Annotated in this window: 18 protein-coding genes; 6 read left to right on the top strand and 12 right to left on the bottom strand. The window is 41.1% G+C overall.

The window, feature by feature from the left end:
* Positions 1 to 52 precede the first annotated feature (52 nt).
* Entirely contained in the window at positions 53 to 292 is a 240-nt protein-coding gene (locus V7L05_RS09510; protein ID WP_335163924.1) for a hypothetical protein, read from the bottom strand.
* A 490-nt stretch (positions 293 to 782) separates the two neighbouring features.
* On the opposite strand from V7L05_RS09510, the gene V7L05_RS09505 reads away from it, so the two are divergent.
* The 4 genes from V7L05_RS09505 (at position 783) to V7L05_RS09490 (ending at position 5608) form a co-directional block, all read left to right on the top strand.
* A complete protein-coding gene (locus V7L05_RS09505; protein ID WP_335163923.1) occupies positions 783 to 1901 on the top strand; it encodes a sensor histidine kinase in 1119 nt (372 codons plus the stop codon).
* Between the two features lie 161 nt (positions 1902 to 2062).
* Positions 2063 to 2740, top strand: a complete 678-nt coding sequence (locus V7L05_RS09500; protein ID WP_335163922.1) for a response regulator transcription factor — start codon at positions 2063 to 2065, stop codon at positions 2738 to 2740.
* 158 nt (positions 2741 to 2898) lie between these two features.
* Complete coding sequence (locus V7L05_RS09495; RefSeq protein ID WP_335163921.1) at positions 2899 to 5031, top strand: substrate-binding domain-containing protein; 2133 nt, start codon at positions 2899 to 2901, stop codon at positions 5029 to 5031.
* Positions 5009 to 5608, top strand: a complete 600-nt coding sequence (locus V7L05_RS09490; protein ID WP_335163920.1) for an FHA domain-containing protein — start codon at positions 5009 to 5011, stop codon at positions 5606 to 5608. Before V7L05_RS09495 ends, V7L05_RS09490 begins: the two co-directional genes overlap by 23 nt.
* Positions 5609 to 5935: 327 nt before the next feature.
* On the opposite strand, the gene V7L05_RS09485 is transcribed toward V7L05_RS09490, so the two are convergent.
* The 10 genes from V7L05_RS09485 to V7L05_RS09440 all read right to left on the bottom strand — a co-directional run bounded on the left by V7L05_RS09485 (position 5936) and on the right by V7L05_RS09440 (position 16815).
* Entirely contained in the window at positions 5936 to 7630 is a 1695-nt protein-coding gene (locus V7L05_RS09485; RefSeq protein ID WP_335163919.1) for a methylglyoxal synthase, read from the bottom strand.
* Positions 7627 to 7776: a DUF6760 family protein gene (locus tag V7L05_RS09480; RefSeq protein ID WP_335163925.1), complete on the bottom strand. Its 150-nt coding sequence runs from the start codon at positions 7774 to 7776 to the stop codon at positions 7627 to 7629. The genes V7L05_RS09485 and V7L05_RS09480 overlap by 4 nt, the downstream gene beginning before the upstream one ends.
* Positions 7773 to 8153 (bottom strand): phage tail assembly protein, encoded by a 381-nt coding sequence (locus tag V7L05_RS09475; RefSeq protein WP_335163918.1) that lies wholly within the window; start codon positions 8151 to 8153, stop codon positions 7773 to 7775. The genes V7L05_RS09480 and V7L05_RS09475 overlap by 4 nt, the downstream gene beginning before the upstream one ends.
* A 22-nt stretch (positions 8154 to 8175) precedes the next feature.
* Positions 8176 to 8523, bottom strand: coding sequence for a hypothetical protein (locus V7L05_RS09470; protein ID WP_335163917.1), 348 nt, complete (start codon positions 8521 to 8523; stop codon positions 8176 to 8178).
* A 16-nt stretch (positions 8524 to 8539) separates the two neighbouring features.
* On the bottom strand, positions 8540 to 9016 hold the full coding sequence (locus V7L05_RS09465; RefSeq protein WP_335163916.1) for a phage tail protein: 477 nt from the start codon (positions 9014 to 9016) through the stop codon (positions 8540 to 8542).
* A 72-nt stretch (positions 9017 to 9088) separates the two neighbouring features.
* Positions 9089 to 9541 carry a phage tail protein gene (locus V7L05_RS09460; protein WP_335163915.1) on the bottom strand — a complete coding sequence of 151 codons (453 nt, stop codon included), beginning with the start codon at positions 9539 to 9541 and terminating at the stop codon, positions 9089 to 9091.
* Positions 9542 to 9589: 48 nt separating this feature from the next.
* Positions 9590 to 11251: a phage tail sheath family protein gene (locus V7L05_RS09455; RefSeq protein WP_335163914.1), complete on the bottom strand. Its 1662-nt coding sequence runs from the start codon at positions 11249 to 11251 to the stop codon at positions 9590 to 9592.
* A 31-nt stretch (positions 11252 to 11282) separates the two neighbouring features.
* Entirely contained in the window at positions 11283 to 12119 is an 837-nt protein-coding gene (locus V7L05_RS09450; protein ID WP_335163913.1) for a Pvc16 family protein, read from the bottom strand.
* A gap of 184 nt (positions 12120 to 12303) precedes the next feature.
* On the bottom strand, positions 12304 to 14586 hold the full coding sequence (locus V7L05_RS09445; protein WP_335163912.1) for a COG1470 family protein: 2283 nt from the start codon (positions 14584 to 14586) through the stop codon (positions 12304 to 12306).
* Between the two features lie 12 nt (positions 14587 to 14598).
* Entirely contained in the window at positions 14599 to 16815 is a 2217-nt protein-coding gene (locus V7L05_RS09440) for a hypothetical protein (protein WP_335163911.1), read from the bottom strand.
* Between the two features lie 554 nt (positions 16816 to 17369).
* Between V7L05_RS09440 and V7L05_RS09435 the strand changes: the two genes are divergently transcribed.
* Positions 17370 to 18305 (top strand): eCIS core domain-containing protein, encoded by a 936-nt coding sequence (locus V7L05_RS09435; RefSeq protein WP_335163910.1) that lies wholly within the window; start codon positions 17370 to 17372, stop codon positions 18303 to 18305.
* 4 nt (positions 18306 to 18309) lie between these two features.
* On the opposite strand, the gene V7L05_RS09430 is transcribed toward V7L05_RS09435, so the two are convergent.
* Complete coding sequence (locus V7L05_RS09430; RefSeq protein ID WP_335163909.1) at positions 18310 to 19584, bottom strand: DUF4255 domain-containing protein; 1275 nt, start codon at positions 19582 to 19584, stop codon at positions 18310 to 18312.
* A 282-nt stretch (positions 19585 to 19866) separates the two neighbouring features.
* On the opposite strand from V7L05_RS09430, the gene V7L05_RS09425 reads away from it, so the two are divergent.
* Positions 19867 to 21218: serine/threonine-protein kinase (locus V7L05_RS09425; RefSeq protein WP_335163908.1), on the top strand; the 1352-nt coding region annotated here is incomplete at its 3' end.

Genomic DNA, 21218 nt, shown 5'->3' with positions numbered 1-21218 from the left:
GGCTTTAGGATCTTTACTTGTTCGTAGGTCATTAATGCTACCCAACTCTAACTTATTTGTCCCACGCATCTGGGACTTTTGCAAGAGGTCTATTGTATTCACCTTGGGCGATCGCATCTAACTTCGTCCGGTCTAACACCAAAATTTTACCGCCTCGATGGTAAGTGGCGATCGCCTGAATCTGCTCAAAAAACCTTGGGTCGTGGAGACTGCCCAGGATATCAGCTGTCTTTCCTAGATGGTGTTTTGGAGATCCGAAGAATGCCTGGAGAACCCCACGAAACCGTTTCAACCGTCTTGATTACTCGATTTTCAGAAAATTTTAGCTGGGTCTAAATCGAATGGCACGCTTGTAAAGCCCAAAGGCTTGTGTTGGCTCGTTAAGAGCCTCCAGACTCTTAATGTATTCCGAGAGGTTCTACCTCTGGTCAAGAACTATCAAGCAGCGCGTTTTGATGCCTACAGGACTTACGCAAACAATAGCCGAAAAGAGTGATTTTCTTCTTAGGGCAATTCATGAATTGCCCCAGAGGGCGTGTGGTTTTGCGTAAGTCCTAGCCTAATTAAAATCCCCCGAAGTAATGCGAGTCGGAAACCGTCCCCACAACAGCACTCTTCTCTACGAGACGCTCCGCGAACGTCACAAAACTTAATTACGAATTACGAATTACGAATTACGAATTATTTTAATTGCCCCGATTAATTTTTCGTTACATAGTTAGAAATTTTGCCGGCCACCTACTTGTATAATCAATATAATTATAGAAAAACTGAGTGAAGCGATGACGGTAGGCTTTTCTCTCCAAAAACTAACAAATAAGTTTAATGATTCGAGTTCCTTAGATATTGCAAGCTTATGTCAACTGCAATCTGAGCAGTTAACAACTCAGTATCCTATTTCTTTTGCTCGTATTGTCTATCATAGTTCTTTGCATAAAGTTCATCAAGAGGTAATAAATTACGCCAAAACGCAAGCACCTTTTTCTCAAACAGAATTAGCTTACTTGAGGTCAGAAGAATGGTTTACAGACTACCCTCCGGCTTTTACATTTCATGAGGTAAAGCTCAAAGATTTGAAATCAATTTCTTACATTTGCCCAATAGGGTATAACAACCAAAAGCCTGAATATATTCACATAATAGCCCATCAACCTCTTTCCTCTAATTTGCAAAATTATATTACCCTATCTGCTATGCTGTTGAGCAAGTACAGAGATATTATTTTAGAAAATAACAGACAAAAATCGGAAATTCAACTATTGGAGGAGATACTTCATCGAGTCGGTCATCAATTACGAAATTCTTTAGCGATGATTGGATTGCACGCACATAATTTATACTCAAAATTAGAAGATAATCTCCAGCAAGAGCAGGCAATAATCATTCGTGACAGCATACAAAATCTAGATACTAATCTGACACAGCTTCTTGATTGCGGTCAAAGCGCTAAATTAAATATAGCCCTTCAAGACTTAAGAAGTGTATTAGCCGAAAGTATAAAATCCTTAAAACCTTCTATTGACCAAAAGCAGCTAAAAATATCTATTCCTGATACATCTACTAGTCTGGCAATAGATCGCTTGCAAATGAAGCAAGTGTTTGACAATATACTAAGTAATGCTGTTCACTTCAGTCCTGATTTCGGAACCATTACTTGTAGCTGGCAGATATTTAAAAGTGAAGTTTTAATCAAAATCTTAGATGAAGGGCCAGGATTGTCTCAGGAAGATATCAAAAAAATATTTACCCCTTTTTATTCTCGCCGTCCAGGAGGTACAGGTCTTGGTTTAACAATTGCGAAGAAAATTGTTCTAGACCATGAAGGAAGCCTCTGGGCGCAAAGTTTATCTCAAAGTGGAGCGCAATTTTGTTTAATCTTGCCTCGACCAGCAAATATTTAAGGAGGTGGGTGTAAATCAGCCTAATTGTTTTTAGTAACCGCTTGATATATCGAAAAGGCTTGCGATAAAAGCTCAAGCGGTTACTAAGAACAAAAAGTGTATTTTACCCTTAATTGTACCTACTTATTTATTTATCAAGAAATATTTAGGGAGTTTGGAAGATGGTTAGCAGTCAAAAACTTTCAGTTTTACTTGTAGATGACGAAGAACTTTTCCGCCAAGGTCTACGTACTTTTCTCAGCTTTTATAGTATCAATTCCTCGTTACTGGTAGAGGTTGTCGGGGAAGCCGAATCTGTTGAGCAAGTTTTAAAATTCACAGCACAAAAGTATCCAGATTTAATTTTGCTGGATTTAGAATTAACAGAAGGTGATGGAATTACAACATTGCTACATCTCAAAGAAATTTCTTACACTGGCAAAGTTTTAGTACTGTCAGCTCATCAAGAAGATGACTGGGTTTTCCGAGCGATGCAGGCTGGAGCTTCGGGTTACGTATTTAAAAATCATTTAGTAACTCAGTTGCCTGAAGCTATTAACACTGTAATTCAGTCTGAGATTTATTTGCCTTCAAAGGTTGCTAGTGGGTTTTTCCGGTATTTTCAGGCTTATTCAAACTCTTCTGTGAGTGCTAGCCATCAACTTCACTTAACACAAAGAGAGCAAGAAGTTTTATATTGGTTAACTCAAGGTGCTTCTAACCAAGAAATTTCTAAACACTTATATGTAACAGTTGCAACTGTCAAGGCTCATCTGACAAGTATTTTTGAAAAATTGAAGGTTACTAGCCGTACTCAAGCTATTGTAACTGCGCTGAAGCTAGGACTAGTTCAAGCTTAAGAGGTTTTGATAAATGATTGTGAAGACATTGAAAGAAAAACCGATTTCTTTGAGTCACAATTCAATCAACTAGGTTTGCTTTCAGAAATGGGTTTTGTGTGATATGAAATATCTATTCACGAAGAAGCAATAAATTTAATTCATCAAAAACTTTGTATATGTCTTCATCTGAATCTTTTTATACACAATACGCCTGCTTGTACAACAATCCCTTAACTTGCGATCGCCCTTTCCAGACAGCGCACGAAATAAAAGGTGCTAAATTTTGCTTAGAATGCGGTTTTCCTGCGACTTTAGCCCAGCAAGCTGAGATTAAAGGAAATCGGGGTAGTTACCAAGTCAGCAGTTTTTTGGGTGTGCGGGGTTTGGGACGTTTGTACTCAGGTATCCAACTCCACGATCAGCGAGCTGTGGTGATTAAAGAATACCTTCTACCGGAACGTTCATTTAATCATCAGGAAAGTTCTAAGCGCAAAGAGACTTTCAAACGGGTGGGGGGGGTGAATTTAGCAGATGGGAGAAACCAAAACTTTCGTCTTATCAACTATCAAGAAGCGATCGCTGATGAAAAAACAGAACGCTGTTATTTAATTACTAATGACATCGAACCATCGCAAACTTTAAGTAAATATCTCATAACTGAAGGAGCGATGGCTGAATCTGGAGTACGCGAAGTACTCAATCAAGTTCTACAAACCTTGGAATCTCTCCACAGCCAAAAGCTACTTTTGCCTTCAAACCAAGTACAGAAAGGGTTAGTTCACGGCAACATAAGTTTAGATAGTATTTTAATTAAGCTAGAAAAAAACCAATCTTTTTATATATACCTTTGTGATTTAAGTCTGTGGGAAAATTTATTTATTCCAGCCTCTATTCCTCAACCTCCACCACCGAAACCAGAACAGGATTTAAAGTCATTAGGATTAGTAGCATTCTACTTATGGGTGGGACGGACAACAAATTCTGACAACGGTCAGCCTCTCGATCCTAGAGATTCTCAACAATGGCCTAATACCAATAATGATTTAAAGCATTTCCTTTATAGGTTAATTGGCTTAGAAAATCCTTTTGAAAGTGCAGAAATTGCTCGTCAAGCATTGTCAAAATTACCTAAAGAAGGCGATATAAATAGTTTTAAACCATCGGTTAGCCCTGAACAAGAAAAAAACCGTTTCCGAATACCTTTAATTTTACTAGCATTCCTTGCTTTGTTATTTCTGGGAGGGGGAATCTGGTTTTTATTTGGGATGCTGAGTAAATCGCAAGAAGACTACACAGATTGGAACAAATTACTCACCCAATTCTCTGACGTAACGGGCGTGACTCGCGGAAAATTTATCTATACAGGAGAAAAAAATGGTACATGGACTTTAGTTTTGACACAGAGTCCAGAAAGTGGGAAGCGTTTAAATGAATTATTAACTAAGCCAATCCCAAACGTCGAAGCAACATTTAATTATGAAGCGTTTACCACAGATAGACAAAATTCCAGTAAGCCTATAGAAAAAGTACTAACAGACAATAAATATTCGTTGGCAATCACTAGTTTAGAAGATAAAGTTACTGATGATTTAAATAAAAAGCCTATTGCTTATGATGGGTTACTTGTTTTTGTCGCATCTACAAAGAAAGAAGGAAATCTTCCCACTGCTCTTGGTGGGCAAATTTCTCTAGAAAATCTGCAAAAAATTTATACAGGCAAAATTACAAATTGGCAGGAACTGGGCGGTTCCAATTTACCCATAACACCATACGCTCCAACAGAACCGGAAGCGATTAGCTTATTTGAAAAAATTGTCTTAAAAAACGATCCTCAAAATATAGCTGACTTTGAAAAAACAGTCACCAACAACAAAAAAGAGACAAAAGATACCCTACAGCAGATTAGTAGTGAGCTTCGGGCAAACAAAAATCCTGGTATTATTAGTTTTGGTATACTTAGTAAAACTTGGGATCAGTGTAACGCCTATCCTCTCGCTATACAAGTTGATGATCAAAAACGACCGATTCAACCTCTGTTTCATAAGCTGAACCGCCGTTCAGTTACCCCAGAGGATAATTTATGTGGTAAATCAAGAACATACTTTGATGTTAAAGCTTTTAAAACAGGTAGCTATGCCTTAGGCTATCCTTTATTTGTGGTGTACCCTAAAAATGATAGCCGTCTCGAAGTCGGTTCTTTGTTTGCTGATATACTAACTACTCGTCAAGGTCAATGTCTACTTAGTAAAGTCGGGCTTGTACCTTTACAATCTATGCCAGAAAATTATGTCTGCAAATCGCTGCCCTAATCAAAATTGCGACTATTTTAACCGTGTCTTACCCAATAATGCGAGGGTATGCCCAATGTGTGGCACACCTGTGGGTAATGTCATTTCCTCTGCACCAGCCCAACCCAGCACCCCACCGCCTTACACTCAGGCTTCCCCACCAGTAGTAGAACAACCGGGCTACCCAAACTCGACTAATTTTACGATTGAACCGCCACGGGTTCCTTATGTAGCCCCACAACCGTCTTATGCCCCCCCGCCCCAAAGATTCCCACTTCTGAAGCTAATTCACTCTTCGGGAAGAGAATACAGCTTGGCTGGGGAAGCTGGTTATATTGGTCGTTGCAGTCAAAGTATGACCCTTCCACCAGAAATTGATTTGACTGGTATTCCTAACGAGGGGATAGTTTCTCGTCGTCATGCACGAGTCTATTGGGACTGGCCTCAAAGTGCATACATGATTGTTGACATGAGTACAAATGGTATTTATTTAAACGGCAAGATTCTCACTCCAGGTGTGCAGTATCGCCTATTTAATGGCGATTCGTTGAAACTTGGTCAGGATAATCTCATTAATTTTCAGGTAGTTGTAATGTAAATATAATTCACTTTATCGTAAATTCAAGGGTTTAATACCATTTCTTTGTGAGGCTACGCCAAACCCTTTTAATTTCTTTCTTTCTTTCTTTCTTTCTTTCTTTCTTTCTTTCTTTCTTCCTTTGTGTCCTTTGCGTCCTTTGCGGTTCGTTTTTCTTTCTTGTACTTAAATATGGTTTAGCGCATCTTCATACAGAATTGGTATAAGACCTGCAATCTGCATATAGCATAGGTTTCAGTCGGGGTTTAAATCCCCCGAAGTTGCCACAACGGGGGGAACCCCCGCAAGGCACTTCTCTTCGTCTGAAATATCTTTAATTTTGAATTGTTAACTTCTTGACTCGATTTGACTAATATAATGCACGATCGCCCGTGCTGTGACAACATTAGTTGCAACAAGAACTTCGTTAATATTACATAACCTCAACATAGCATCTTCATTTGCTTGCCCAGGTTGAGGTTGCAGAAAATCTCTCAGAAAAATAACTGCTGAAATATCTCCTGAGGCAATTAATGAAGCTATTGATTGATATCCTCCAGATGTTCCTGCGGGAATTTGTTGGCTAATAGTTATACCTGCTTGTTCAGACAAAACTTCACTCACAGATGACCATGCCAAGGTGTGGCACACAGAGAAAAACTTTTGATGTTCGGCAACAAAATCGACAAGCTCTGATTTCTTAGTTTCATGAGCTACCAGTACTATACGTTTTTGAGCCAGACTTTCAGGATACTCACTTACACTTGCTGGTTCTGTTTCGGAAACTTCTTCACTACTTTGATTAGCTGAATCAAATTCGGAAAAAATCGTTGCTTCCGGCACAGTTGCTTCTTCTACTTCTTCTGAAAGTTGAGTAGACACAGGCGTTTCTGATTCTGTTGTTGGCAAAAATTCGATGTTATTTAAAGCCAAGTCTTCGTTTTCTTCTGAGGCAACAATATTGACAACTTCAGCAGGCTCATCGGTGGTTTCTGGCGTGGTTTTTTCTTCAGTAAATGGGTGACTAATATCGTGCGCCTGAACAATAGTGTAATCTAATTCCTCTGTTTCTGGAGTAAGATCATTGATAGTTTCCGTTACCTTGTCTTCACTTAATTCAGTTTCATCACTGTCTGCTTCAGCAGACTGACTGGTACTTTCTTCTAGGGTTGTTTCATCAGGAGGTTGATTAATAATATTGCGGGGTTGAACATAGGTAAAATCTGGAATATCTATTTCTGGAATAGCGCTATCAACATCTGCTGTGACTTCTTCTTTTGCTGGAGTTGCAGTTTCTGTAGCTTGATTGCTAATAATGGAAGCGACTTTTGCAGCCTCATCCTGTTCTATCGTACTTTCATCTGGGGCGATCGCCTCAGCCAGATTAGCTGCACTCTCAACCTGTATAAACGTCGGTTCTGACGAAACTTCATCTAATTTTAGAGAATCAGCCTTGCCAAGTTCAGGAGTTTCTACAACTTCTGGGGTTTGACTTAATTCTTCACCAACCGGGGTTTCTACAACTTCTGGGGTTTGACTTAATTCTTCACCAACCGGGGTTTCTGCGAATTGTGGGGTTTGACTTAATTCTTCGCCAACCGGGGTTTCTACAACTTCTGGGGTTTCATTCTCAACACTCACATTCTCTGCGTTTTGAGTTGAGCGCCAATTAGAAAACTGCGAAGGATTTATAATTCTAACTACTGTCTCTGCTTGCTCAGACAAAGAAAGAATTTCTTCTATCACCAGAATGAAATCTCCGATTCGGATAATGTCTTTACCTCTCAATATGTAAGCTTGATTTTTTTCTGCTAGTTTACCGTTCACCGTTGAGCCATTTCTACTGCCAAGGTCAGAGAAATAATAATTGCCCCCCTGAAAAAAGAACTTTGCGTGTAACCTACTTACATCAGAGCTATCCAAGAAAAAATCAGAATCAGAAGAACGACCGATAATCCATTCTTTTCCTCTTTGAGTTGCTGGCAAAAGGTCAAATTCTTGGGATTCATTTGAAGTTGGGAAATGGCTAACTTTAACTTTCATCTTAATTTTTGGTTAATTTTATTAATTTCTGTTACCCACTGCTGGCGAGTAGTGTGTTCTAAATTCAAAATATCATCTTGTGACCAATGAAAATGATAAGCAATAAAAGCTACCTCCTCATATAATTTCTCTGAGGGGTAGCTTATGACTCCCCCGCTAGCTTTAGTTTCACTGAAAATTCAGTATTGCAGTGAGGACATTGAGTTGGAATGAGTGCATTTCCTTGCTGATTAATCCGGTTGTACAATTCCCTAAGATAAGAAATGTCAGGTAAAATTAGTTCTTCAAGTAAATCAGAATTAACTTGGTTAAAACTACCTAAGCGAGTAATCACCCTTGAAAGCATCACTAAAACCGCATAACCAGAGTTTTCCTGAACTTTAGGCTCTTTTTGTACCAAAATTTCATCTTTTGCAGTGGCTAAACGCATGACTCCATGACGATGCACTCGGTTTTGGGCATCAATTAAACCTCTGGGGAGAGTGAAAGCAAACTCAATACAAAGACTATCTTTGCGGCGCATAGACAGCTATTTTCTAATGTTTTTAAGGATGAACAAATGGCTCGGACGAGGTTGCAGTATCTTCTGTTACTGTAGTTTCGCTTTCCAAGCCATTGATTTGACGGTAAAAATCTTGGAGATAATTTAAATCCTGGGAAAAAAAGTTTTCCACTATTGCAGGACTTATTTCTGATAAAGCGCCCAAGCGGGTAATCACGCGAGACAAAATAATAATCGTGGCATAGGCTGGATTTGATTTGACACGCACATCGCGCAGAGGTGCTATCTCATCAATTGCAGTTGATAATCGCATTATACCCTTGCGATGGAGGTTGCCATCAGAGTCTAGATATCCCTTAGGCAGTGTAATTTCAAACTCTGTGGAAAACATAATCGTTTTAATTACTTCACTTCACGCGTTTAAATTCCTCGAAAGCAATTTCCACTTCCTCAATTTCTATCTCAGTACTACGGGCGCTGACATCGGAGATTTTGTAACTAGCAGGCCAAGCACCAGCTAATTCAAATCTTGCTTGCTCTGTTGCCGCTTGGTCGTAGATAGTCAAAGAAGCATTTTTACGTTGAGAAGCCCACTTCCCGTCTTGAACTGCTTGAAACCAATTCCAAAACGCGATAGAGAAGGTCATACCTCTACGTAAAGTCACATTGCCGCTTTTGACATTACCAGGAAGCTTGGTTCTAACTACTAGACCCTTATTGGCTGAACCCCACTTGTTAGGTGTAACTTCGCAGATTTCAATCGCCTCCTGTGTGCGTTTAAATCCCTGGCATTCCAAGAAAATTCCATCTACGGGTTCGGTGGAGTTATCTAACTTCAGTTCTAAGTAGAAGCGATGAGGTGTGAGAATTTCAAATTCAGCCACTGTTTGTATCTATCACTTTGTTATGGAAAAAGGTAAAGGTAAGGATTTTTCTTACCCTTTACCCTTTCAGGTTCATTGAACTCGTCTAATACCTTCGTGAACCAACTCTATAGTTTCAGTAGCCATATCACCTGAAGAAGCAGTGAAGCTAGGGCCTGTATATTTACAAGGGTAGCAGTATACAATCTCCCAACGAGCTTGCATATTACCAGACTGATCGTAAGCAGATACGGAACCCTCTTTACGTTTGCTGTTCCAATCGCTCTTACCTCCCATATTCTTGTTGCAATCCTCGTACCACTTGTAGAGATCAATATTATTAGTGGCAACTAGCTTTAGGGTAATGTTAGTGAACTTGGCAACTGTAGGGGTGGCTTGACGAGTGGCAATACCTCCTTTCGATGAACCATGAACTTCTTGAGCCGGAACTGATTCAACGCTTAAACCACTAACTTCTTTAATGACTTTTTGCTCAAGACCTTGTGCTTCAAAATAAAACCTAGAAGCAGTTAAAAATTCAGCCATGATTAACCTCTTAAAAAATCAAGAATTTGGATCAATTGGACAAAAAGATTACTCACCTTCAATGCCATTCCATTGACTGATGCGAAAGACAACAAACTCCGCAGGTCGCACTGGGCAAACACCGACTTCTATATAGAGGCGGCCAAGAATCATCGTTTCGGGGGGGTTCAATTCCGCATCGCACTTCACATAGTATGCTTGCTCAAGTGTCGCCCCGAATAATGCACCCTCACGCCAGATGCGCTCTAGGAAGTTACTGACTGTGCGCCGCACACGCGCCCACAAATCTTCATCGTTGGGTTCAAAGACTGCCCATTGAGTGCCTAATTCAATCGATTTTTCGATGTAGCTAATCAGCCTGCGAACGCTGATATAACGCCACTCAGTTTTATCTGGTTCAACTAGAGTTCTTGCTCCCCAAATGCGGATGCCTCGATTTGGGAAGTTGCGAACGCAGTTGATTCCCAAAGGGTTTAAGAGTTCTTGCTCGCGGAAATTAGTATCATAGGCCAAACCAATCACGCCTCTTGGTACTTCATTTGCAGGGGCTTTGTAAACTCCTCGAGTTTCGTCGGTGCGTGCCCAAACACCCATCATATGACCGCAAGGAGGCACGAGAATTGGTTTACCGTTTTCACGAGGGTTAGGAACTTTGATCCAGGGGTAATAAAGGGCACCAAACATCGAACGACGGTTAAATTGATTCTGCAACCAGTCCACTACTTGTTGAGGTTTAACAAATTCTGGAGGTGGGTCAATCAGAACCATCCGGTTAGGTGGGTTGGGAATATCACCAGTGGCTGTTCCCTCGCACATACTAATCATCAGTTCGATAATGCCGTGGACTTGCTCTAAGTTCATGACTTGAGCTTCATAAGCCCGCATTAAATCGGGACACGCCAGCATGGTGATTTCATCAATTTCAAAAATCCCACGCACCCCTGTGCGGTCATCGCGTACCCCTTCTAAATCACTGGAAAATCGATCGCGGGGAGTAGCAACAATTGGCGGTGTTATTTCGTACTGACCATTCCCCGGACGGCGAGCTAAAGGCTGTCCACCTTGAGAAATGTCTTCTAGTGTGAGATATATAGAATTTCTCAATGCCGCGATCGCATAAGTTGCTACCTGGGCAGCCGGTTCGCGGTTCATTGTTAAATTATCATATTCCTCAAGGGTTTCATCTCCCCGGCGAATTTGGATTTTAAAATATTCACCTGTATTTGGTGGCGCTTCTCCTTCACTACCTTCCGGTAGGGGACGAGGTCCACTCTCAATAATCAATACTTCAATCCCTCCCATTGCTGCTTGCTCTGGGCGCAGTGTAAAGCGCAGGGATGGACGATTACCTCGACCGGTAACTCGTAAAGTCGCAGGTTCTGGAGTTGGAGGTTTGGGAGATCCTGGTAGCTGAGTACCAATACTTGTAATCCAACACCGCCCACCACCATTCATGAAGTAGCCATAGACTGCAAAAGGCAAATAGGCGTTGAACTCAGTAAAACCATTAGAGTTAGGACGGGCAAAGTAGTTTAAATATTGCGTCCAATTCGTCACGAGCATGGGCTTAAATAGTTCAGCCCCGTCACGAATATCTTCTGTAAAGCCGACAAACCCCGCAACTGCTGTACTGACACCTTCAATCGGTCGGCTACCCCGGTCAATTTCTTCTATATATACACCAGGGGCAAAGTAATCAAGTCTAGCCATGCAAATATCTCCCAGTATGTAAAAAGCGATCTTAAGCAGGAGTTAATAAAATTTCTTTGAAGGTGCAATTTGGGCTATCCACCAATACATTGACATTTTGAAATAAATAGTCTGGACAATTCACTGTCAAAACATAGTTACCCAAACGAAGGTCTTCAAAAAAGAACAGCCCTTCTTTGTCACTGGTTGTTGATTTTTGCATTCCCACCACTTTTACTTCTGTGGCAAAAAGTGGCAGATTTGTTACCGCACTTTTAACGAGTCCGGCGATCGCTATCTGCTTGGTGAGAGTTTCAACGCTTCCATTTTGAAATTGATTTTGCAGTTGAATAATTCGTTTCCACACCAAAGGTACTGAAGTACTTTGTGCCTCAAATGGTACTGTTAAGCTCAGATACAAAGCTGGACGCAAGGGTATAGTCAAAGCGCTCCATAAAGACCCAGCCTCTATTGTCGGCTCTAGGGAAACTGTCATACTCAAATTGCCATAGCCCCGCAATTCTGGAACCAAAAACTCCTCGCGCAGGGAACGATGACGCAGTAGCACGGCTAACGCTTCGCTCAAAAGGTGATACTCACCTAAAGCTGTTCGATCCCAAACTGTTAATAGCAGTGAGACATCAAACCAATTAGGTGTCCAACTGACAGTCGCAGGTTGCAAACCCCGTGTCAGCTTGCGTTCCACTTGCCTTCCTGATTGTTGAAATTGCTTACTCTCACGAATGTCATAAATGTATAAATTGAAAATCGCTCTCCCACCCTCTTCTCTACGATTAATGGGATGACTAAACTCAATTTGCTCTGTACTGGTAAGTGATGTTCCTCCAGCTAAAATTTCCGCTAAGGTTTGAAGAACGAAGATAAGCATGAAGCTTTTGTACTGGGAAATAATCCAGATGTATTTAGATTATCTGTATCAAGCTTCTGAAGTTAATTAGACTTTTGTCGATATTTTTATAGGACTTACGCACGAGTTACGGAATAACGAACCGCAGAGGCGCAGAGGACACGGAGAAATCAGAGTTTGAGAGATATTTTGCGTAAGTCCTATTTTAGAAAAGCTTGCGCCGGGGCAGTGGAATATTATTAGGTTGTATAGGGGGAAAAGTATTGCTGGGTGTCGGAGGTGGCTGAGGTTTGTTGACTTGGAAGACAAATCCTTTTGTCTGAGGCGGCGAACCAAATGGATCGCTTACTTTAAGCTCAATTGGTGATTGCAAACCTTGATTCGCTCTCAGTTGCCTTTTGCCTTGTAGTTCCTTAACTGTCCCAATGGGAGGAGAAAGTTCAACATTAATACCTTTGTCTCCCTCAACTTTCCATTCGATAGTTAAAATATCGCCCTCTTTAAAAACCCTAGAAGGTTCTTCACTACCGTTGAGTTTAAAATAAACAATTCTTAATGGTAATGGTAATACTTTAATTTTATTCGGAGTCTGTTCAACACTCAGGCGATCGCTACCTTGAGAAAAAGCTTTTAATTGCAAAATGAAGTTCCCTGGCTTACTTACCATATAAGGAACATTTGTACAAGTCTGTTGTTGATGCTGATTATCGTCTTTGCACAGCTTATTGATATTCTCAGGCGGAACGCTACCTTGTTTAAAGTTATAACTTACTGTTGCACCAGATGATGTCCCATCGTCTCCATTACCAATAATATCAAGTCTTTTCAGATCATTTAGAAGTTGAATTTTCCAACTTAAAAGTATTTTTTCACCATTCCTATATTCTGATTTATCTGTATTGAAAGAAAGTACTTTTGCGATTGGTTTCTCAACTATCTCTACTGGGATAATTCCGGTAGCTACTAGGACATTTTGGGGAATCAACGGGATATTCTTACGGTAATATGCTTCCAGTTTAAAAGTGTATTTATCTTTTTTCGTCACTCCGGTGCTAACATTGGTGCAAATCAGCGATTCTTTCTGCGGTACACAAGGGGATTTATTCGCATTATCTTTGGCAGTGAGTTCCTGAAGGCTATTATAATTTAATAGTGGCTCTTTACGTGGTGGTTGGGTTTGGGTAACAACCAGTCTTTGCAACTGTTTATAGTTGCGAATTTCCCAGTTTAAACGTACCTGATTATCGCCTTCAATAATTTGAGGCGCATTTGCCTGAAAACTTTCTAACTTCAAAGGTTCTGGGTTTAAAAGTCGCCAAATAAGGAATCCTAAGCCTCCTAATATTGCTAAAATTACTAAAATCAACAGCAAAAATTGCCACCAAGGACGGGCTTTCCACAACAAACTTCCCGTTGGTAATGTGTTAGAAAGGGGTAAATTTTGCTGATCTTTAATTTCTACTTGAAAGTTGAGAACTTGTCCGGCGCCAAAAAGCGATCGCCTCCACCAAGGGCCAGGCTTGACTGTCAAATTGACTTGAGTTGTTTTGCTTGGTAGCAATCTGATTTCGTCTTGGTCATATTTATACGTACAGAGTTCTTCTTCATCTCTAGTTTTGGCGCTGAATATCAGTTCGCGCACTGTGTTTCCTTGGTTAGCCAGTTTGACTTCATACTTGCCTGGGCTACGGCTAACTTGTGCCAAAATAGTATTTAATTCTACATCCAAGTGATAAATTGTTGGAACTAAAATATACACCAATTCCAACAACACTAAATCTGGAGAGTTTTCTGAATACAAGCGGACTGTTGGAGAGTAATTTCCTGCAAAAGTATCTCTTGGTGAACGCAATTCTAATCTGATTTGGCCGCGATCGCCAGGAAGTAATTCTAACGCTGTCACCTCAGACAGCCCTTGACCTTCTGCCCCTGTTCTGGGATAAATGATTGTAAACCAGTTTTCGTCTAGGTCTGGGCAATTTAAACGAAAACGATCTACGCGGCTAGAGCGATTGTGAACTGTTACCTCTACTTGCAAAGTTTCGCCAAGCTTGAAAACTAAAGGTTTATTTGGGTTAGTAGCAGGCTGGAGTGAAAAAGTTGGATCATTAGCGCGAATGATCGTCTGTTCTTTGAGCAGAACTTTGATTTGGCGCGGGTAATTTATCGGTGTATATTGGGGATAATGATTGGGAGAGTCTACGACTAGAGTATAGTCATAGGTTCCTGGTAAGGTATCAATAGGAATTTCAAATCTAAATGTGACTTCTTGACTTTGTTGGGGATCTAACGCCAGACTTTCTCTAGGAGAAATTTGACTCCGAGTTAAAATTTCCAATCCCTCATCTAGAAATAAGTCAATAACAGCGCTTTGCTCTCCTTGGTTGATAATGGTGACATGCAGTTCAACAGGATCTCCAGGCATTCCAAATTGGATACCAGACGGATCAATAATGACTTTCAGCGGATTTTGGATGAATTGCTGCATATTTTTCCTTTTTTAGAAGCGGTTCAGTTTTACCTGAAAATCTTCACCGCCGCTGACAATAAAGGTTTTGCCTTCAGTTTTTTTCACGTCAACACTAGTGATCGGTTTGGAAGATTCGTAAATTTCTTTACCTTCTGCGGCTCTTGCTTTGTCAAGCTTGTATTCGGGAGTTAAAAACCAAAGCATGACTTTGCGATCGTCTCCACCACTGACCAGCATACCATCCTCGCTAAACGCCACACTGCGTACTGCTCCGCTTCCTGCTGGCCAACGATCTATCGTCGGACAATTCAACTCAGTCACTTCTTGAGGTTTTGAATTTCTGCTTGCCTTGCATTGTTTTAAATCCCAAATGGTAATATATCCATCAGAATCAGAAGTTGCTAATATTTCTTTGTCTTTTGAAGGCGCAAAAGCTAGTCCGAAAACAAAGTCACCTTGTCCAGCACTTACATTGAGTTTTTCTAGTGTTTGTTGTCCGTATAAAAATTCTTGGGGTTGCTTCCAATTCCACAATACGAAACGCTTAAATTCCCCGGCAATAGCTAAAGTTTTTCCATTTGGACTAAGACTTAAAGCCCTAATTGGAAAACGTTGTAAGTTTTGTTTGTCTTGGAAATTGATAACTTTTTCTGGATCTGCTTGAAAATCACTGTTGGGTGGTGCAGACCATAATCGGACTTTACCACTTCCATGACCACTGAATAAGTAACGCGAGCCTGGGCTATATACTAAATCAAATACTTTATCACCAGTTAAATCTTTCTTATCTTTAAGTTCCTGTATTTTTTCACCCTTGGGTATATCCCATATCTGAATGACACCATTATCTAAACCTGCTGCAACTCGATTGTTGTTTTCTGGCATGAGTCGCAAAGCTTGTACAGGTCGAGTCGTAATCGCCAACAAACCTTTCGATTCTTGACGTTTAGCACAAGCATCAGGCGATTTAGTATACACTCCTTCAGGTTCTAAGTTACTTGTTAAGAGGTTTGTATTGATTCTCCAACGTCGCAGCGTGCAATCGTCTGAACCACTAACAACAGATAAGACATCACCACTAATACGAACCGATTGCACAAGATTTGTATGGTAAATAGATGAAGGTCTGAATAATAATGCTAGCAGTGCTGCGAGGAATGCGAGAATTGCCAATTGCAACCATAAAGGTATTATTGGCAAAACCTCTAACTCTAGTATTTGCGTAGCGGGGTCTGTAGTACCCAAACGTTGGTCAAATAATTCCGTTCTGGCTTCTAGCAACAAAGTTTTTGAGATCCCAACCCAAGGACGTTTTGTTTTAACATCTAAAAAGACTTTAGTTGTTCCTCCGATATTCAGGTTGGCATCTTGAGGATTGATCTCGAAATTACATTTTCGTCGGTCTTTACCCTGGATTTGGACATTTACTTGTTGTTTCAGGTTGCTGGCGTTTTTAAATTCCAATTTAAACATAGCTGAATGAGACTTCCAGTCAGGCAACCATCTATTTTTGAAAGGAATTTTTTGCTGTTTGGGTGTGGCATTAAATTCGACAAAACCTATCGGCAAAACTTCTAAATTACCTTCCCCTCTAGCTGGAAGACTATTATGCCCTGTGGCTTCTATGGCGAAAGGATAATTTTGACTCGGCGCTTGAACGACAGATGGAGGTTGGCATTCAAATCTTACTTCTGCTGAAGAACCAGGATCTATTAATAACCTTCGTTCTACTCCGCCTACCAGCCACAAGGGATCGATATTTGTAAAACGCAGGACTACATTAACAGGTTGTTGTCCTAAGTTTCGCACTCGCGCAGGTATATCAACAGTATTGCGGGGATAAACTTGGAAATCTCGCACTGGTAATTCTACACTCAAAAGCGCTTGCCCACCGTCTGCTTCAATTTTGAGACGCAGCAAAAGTCGGCGCTGTTCTCGTAACTGAGGTGAAAAAATCTTTACGGTTAGGTTGACTATACCTACAAAGCCGGGGATAGGTGTATTCAGAATTAAAACTTGGAATTGGGTACTACTGCCGTGAGGTTGAGCTGCTGCGACTTCTGGTGTAAGCTTGTACCAGCTATATCCCGAACTTTGATTTTCTCCCGGTGCCGAAACTTCTATTTGAAAATTGGCAAATTGATCGCTGTTATTGTTAACAGTCACTTCAAACGCTACAGGAGAACTGCCCCGTCGAAATGTTATGTTTTCGGTAGAAAGACTAGCATTTATAATACTTTTTTCCATATTATTGATTTTTTAAACTTGTAGGGCAATCTGTATCAGAAGAAAGTTTAGATCAGCGAAAATTGAACCGCAGAGGCACAGAGGGCACGGAGAAATCAGAGTTTGAGAGATATTTTGCGTAAGTCGTAATATAGTAAATAAATATATAGCAAATAATGGTTTAAGTATTACCTAAAGGTATAATATAGTCAGCGAAAAGGACAATCGGATCAGGGCAAAACCCCATAGATAAATCTATTGGCTCTGAAAACTTGGACGTATTGTACCTCGTTGCAAGCAATCAAGGGAACAATTTTTTATTCTTCTCCATAAATGAATTCATTGGCTGTGAAACCGTGTGGACAAGGGGTATGAGTTCTTTTTTCCCCTTGTCTCCCCCTCACCTTGTCCTCTTCAGTGATTAAAAAGTTTATATAAGTCTAAGTTATCGGTAATGAGTGGTAACTTTCAGAATAAGTATCCACTTACTGATATGGAAAGCCGTTAAAATTTTTTTAGCGATCGCATCGCCACTTAACAAGCACTAATCATCTTAATTATTCAAGGTTTACCTAATGAGTACTCAAAACCGCATTCAGAAAAAGCCTCAAGCGAACGCCTCCACCTTGGATTCGCCGAATAAATTTGAAAGTCGTGGGTTCTCTGTACAAACTAAATCAGACTCCCAGCAGTCTGATTTGAAAACTCAACTCAAGCAGGCAAAACGCTTTGGTCACAATTTCAGCCAGGTGTCAACTCACGAGAGTTCGCCGTCCGTGACAGCACTGCAAACTAAAGCACCAGCAAAAGGGGAAAGCGCTCAATCTTCAACCTCAAATCATTCTAGTCAAAATACATCCTCTAGTAGAAATTCCCTAGCAGCGCCAGTCAGAAGCAAAATGGAAAACTCATTCGGAACCAGCTTTTCCGATGTCAACATTCATACTGACAGCCATCAAGCTAAAGGAATTGGAGCCTTAGCTTTTACCCAAGGAAATAACATTCACTTTGCCCCAGGACAATATAACCCCCAGAATCCTTCAGGACAAGCACTCTTAGGACACGAACTCACCCATGTCGTGCAGCAACGAGCCGGACGAGTACCAGTACCACACCAAAGTAAAGGCGCTCCAATTAATGCTGACTCTGCTTTGGAAACAGAAGCAGATAATATGGGAGCAAAAGCAGCCCAAGGTCAGCAAGTGCAAATTCCCGGCTTGAGTAATAATAACTCCTCAGCGACTACAGCACCGCCAATTCAGAACAGTACCCAACCTGTTCAGTGCTTCTTGCCCTTATTGGGTGCGGCGTTGCCGATGTTGGGTGGTCTGTTAGGCGGCGGCGGTGGTGCTGGCGGCCACGGTGGCGGCGGCGGTATGATGGGTATGATGGGTAATGCCTTGGGCGGTGCCCTAAGTGGTGGCTTGAGTGGAGGCTTGGGCGGTGCCGTAATGGGTGGCTTGGGTGGTTTATTAGGCGGTGGCGGTGGTGGCGGCCAGAAGGAAGAGTAGCACTTTAGATAATGTTTACCTGTGGGGAATCGTATTCCCCAGTTTGATTTTTATAAAGCGGACTTTGCGCTCCATCTATCTGCACCTGCACCAGATAAATTCCTGGCTTAATGTTTGTGACAGGAATAATGATTGTGTCGCTGTCTTCAGTGCGAGGTGTCACAGTAAAAGAGTAAGCGATCGCCTGGCCATTTGACATCTGATTAAGTAGCAAGACTACCCGTTGCATATTGCCAACTTTGGGATTGAATTTAAGCCTAATTTCTGCTGAACGTAAATCATTCTCGCTAGCTTGTACTTGAGCAACTGACGCTGCTGTAATACTTGGATGGAGTATAAAAGCCACAACGTTCGATTCCGCAACATTATGCGTTTGTCCAGCATTTGGAATTGTCTGGTGTATGACTTGGATACCATGCACACCGGCCTGCAAATCTGATGGTACTGACAAGCTTATTTGGGTTTCTTTCACATCTGAGGGTGGAAGCATTTTTTCTGTGCGATCAAATCGAATTTTGGTGACTTCACCCTGTAACCACTTACCTTGAATCAGCAATCTACTACCCACAACAATCGGTTGTTGTGGTTGTGCAGGAACTGTAACTTGCTCAATATTCGGTTGAGACAAAGGTATGACATAAAAATCTTCAGCTTGCTCGTTGAGGCTCTCAATCAATACCATTGATGCTTGATAAGTAACCGAAGGTCGATAGTGTGTTTGTAAGGCAGACCAGATTTTAGAAGTTTCTTCCATTTTAAAAAATTCTGGGCTAATTTTTATCTGCCCTATTTGCTTTGCTAAAACAGATACAGATACGCTAGCAAGAGCTTGGGAAAAAACACTAGAAGTACTAGTTTCGGATGCATTTATCAAAGCATTTTCAATCATCTCCGATGCAATTATCGGGGATTTATGCAACATTTGCATTGCAGATCCTAGTAAAATCTCCGCCTGAAAATCTTTTGGCCCGTAAGCTGTTAGTAAGTAGTGAAGGTCTAGAGCCAAAGGTGGATTTGTATAGTTGGGATTGTGGATTATTCTCGAATACCCCTTGCGAAATTCCTGAGATACCCAATCAACGTTATGATTTTGCGTCACTTGATAGAGAAAGAGGTTGAGTTGAGCACGTTCATCACTTCCAACTGTAATTCGATCTGGTGGTAGAGCAGTCACAAGTACATCGCCTACACTAGTGGCGATCGCATCACTGACTAAACCATTCTCTAACAAATATTTGATCACTCCTGTTACCGCAGCTATAGAGAGTGCATTACTCATCCTCATTCCTCATAGCAAAAGCATATTGTCAACTACCTAAAGGCAGATTAAATTAGCACGGTCAGACAAGTTTTCTCTACCATAAGTCGCGTTGTTAAGCATTGGCATTATAAAACGAGAATTGGTTTTGATCGCAGATACGTAAGTAAAAAAGGTATGCCATGACACTTAGTAGGAAAAAATCACTATTTGTGTTATTTTAAGCAAATGAATTTCTCATATTTGTCATAGTAATATTGTGTGTTGCAATCTGAAACTTTAATTTAAAATGGGTTCCTCTAAATGAATTACCCACCATCTGCAAATTCTTGGATTGGTCGATTTATAGGTGATAACCAGCGATACCGTTTAGACAAACGGCTAGGTGGGGGAGGCATGGGAGAGGTGTTTCTGGCGACGGATATGCGTATAGGCAACCAAGTCGCATTGAAACTGCTCAAAGATACATTAGTTGCATCAGAAGAGATGAGAAAGCGCTTTGAGCGTGAAGTATCAGTATCTGCTGCATTGCAAAGCGATCACATTGTCAAGATAAGTGATTGTGGAGTGACACCGGAAAGTTTTCCATTTTATGTAATGGAGTATCTGCGCGGAGAAACGCTGCGATATTTGATGCTGCGCGAGAAGCAGATATCTGAGTTGCGAACAGTGAGTATCATCTCACAAGTTTGTCAGGGTCTACAGCTTGCCCATCAAGGGGTGACTTTACAGAGGGAGGGAGGAAAAAGTACTGAGTTGATCAAGGTTATCCATCGAGACTTGAAACCAGACAATATCTTTCTAATTCCTACAGATTTGGGAGAGTGGGTGAAAATTTTGGATTTTGGTATTGCTAAAATCCGTGATGATTCTTCTGGACAGGCAAACATCACAAATATAACCAGTACATTTTTGGGTACATTCCGCTACGCCTCACCCGAACAAATCCAAAATGATCAGAACCTGGATGTTCGGGCAGATATTTACAGTTTGGGGATTATTCTTTATGAAATGCTTAGTGCCGCAGATCCCTTTGGTTTAAGCATTAACTCTCGTAATATCAGCGAAGCCTCTTGGTTATTAGCTCATTCTTATGAGCCACCTAGACCAATACGATCGCAATTAGGTTGCAAACATCTGTCTCCAGAAATAGAGGCTGTGGTGAGCAAATGCTTGCAAAAAAGACCGAGTGACCGTTTTGCAACCGTAGAAGCACTAAATCAGGCGTTACAAGCTGCTGCTAAACTGCCAATTACAAATACTGGAGTACAGCACAAACAGATTTTTACTCAACAAGAATCCTCATATTCAACAAGTTTCGATGATGAAACAATACCCAGAACACTGAGCCAGTTTGAACAAGGTAATCCCTCTGAGGCAAATAATCAACCGCAACCTTTGCGATCGCCAGGTTCTGATTACGAAACTGTGCCTAGACCAGTCAACCAGATAGAACAAGGTTTATCAAGTTCTGATTACGAAACTATATCTAAACCATTGATTCCGGTGGAAGAAGGCAACCAAAATGCCATAACGCAACCACGACCCCAGGCGATACCCGCACAACCGCGCCCAGAGGGGACGATGATGCAACCACGACCGCCAGCGACACCTGCACAACCGCGCCCAGAGGGGACGATGATGCAACCACGACC

This window comes from Nostoc sp. (genome assembly GCF_036917755.1).
Classification (GTDB): domain Bacteria; phylum Cyanobacteriota; class Cyanobacteriia; order Cyanobacteriales; family Nostocaceae; genus Nostoc.
Note: the sequence above shows the minus strand (reverse complement) of the source record. Positions and strands in the feature narration are given on the sequence as shown.

Bases quoted from the DNA above. Each gene is read 5' to 3' on its own strand.
- V7L05_RS09435 (WP_335163910.1), top strand. From the start codon at position 17,370: ATGAGTACTCAAAACCGCATTCAGAAAAAGCCTCAAGCGAACGCCTCC.
- V7L05_RS09460 (WP_335163915.1), bottom strand. From the start codon at position 9,541: ATGGCTGAATTTTTAACTGCTTCTAGGTTTTATTTTGAAGCACAAGGT.
- V7L05_RS09445 (WP_335163912.1), bottom strand. From the start codon at position 14,586: ATGCAGCAATTCATCCAAAATCCGCTGAAAGTCATTATTGATCCGTCT.
- V7L05_RS09470 (WP_335163917.1), bottom strand. From the start codon at position 8,523: ATGTTTTCCACAGAGTTTGAAATTACACTGCCTAAGGGATATCTAGAC.
- V7L05_RS09485 (WP_335163919.1), bottom strand. From the start codon at position 7,630: ATGAAAGTTAAAGTTAGCCATTTCCCAACTTCAAATGAATCCCAAGAA.
- V7L05_RS09440 (WP_335163911.1), bottom strand. From the start codon at position 16,815: ATGGAAAAAAGTATTATAAATGCTAGTCTTTCTACCGAAAACATAACA.
- V7L05_RS09430 (WP_335163909.1), bottom strand. From the start codon at position 19,584: ATGAGTAATGCACTCTCTATAGCTGCGGTAACAGGAGTGATCAAATAT.
- V7L05_RS09475 (WP_335163918.1), bottom strand. From the start codon at position 8,153: ATGCGCCGCAAAGATAGTCTTTGTATTGAGTTTGCTTTCACTCTCCCC.
- V7L05_RS09500 (WP_335163922.1), top strand. From the start codon at position 2,063: ATGGTTAGCAGTCAAAAACTTTCAGTTTTACTTGTAGATGACGAAGAA.
- V7L05_RS09455 (WP_335163914.1), bottom strand. From the start codon at position 11,251: ATGGCTAGACTTGATTACTTTGCCCCTGGTGTATATATAGAAGAAATT.
- V7L05_RS09505 (WP_335163923.1), top strand. From the start codon at position 783: ATGACGGTAGGCTTTTCTCTCCAAAAACTAACAAATAAGTTTAATGAT.
- V7L05_RS09450 (WP_335163913.1), bottom strand. From the start codon at position 12,119: ATGCTTATCTTCGTTCTTCAAACCTTAGCGGAAATTTTAGCTGGAGGA.
- V7L05_RS09495 (WP_335163921.1), top strand. From the start codon at position 2,899: ATGTCTTCATCTGAATCTTTTTATACACAATACGCCTGCTTGTACAAC.
- V7L05_RS09490 (WP_335163920.1), top strand. From the start codon at position 5,009: ATGTCTGCAAATCGCTGCCCTAATCAAAATTGCGACTATTTTAACCGT.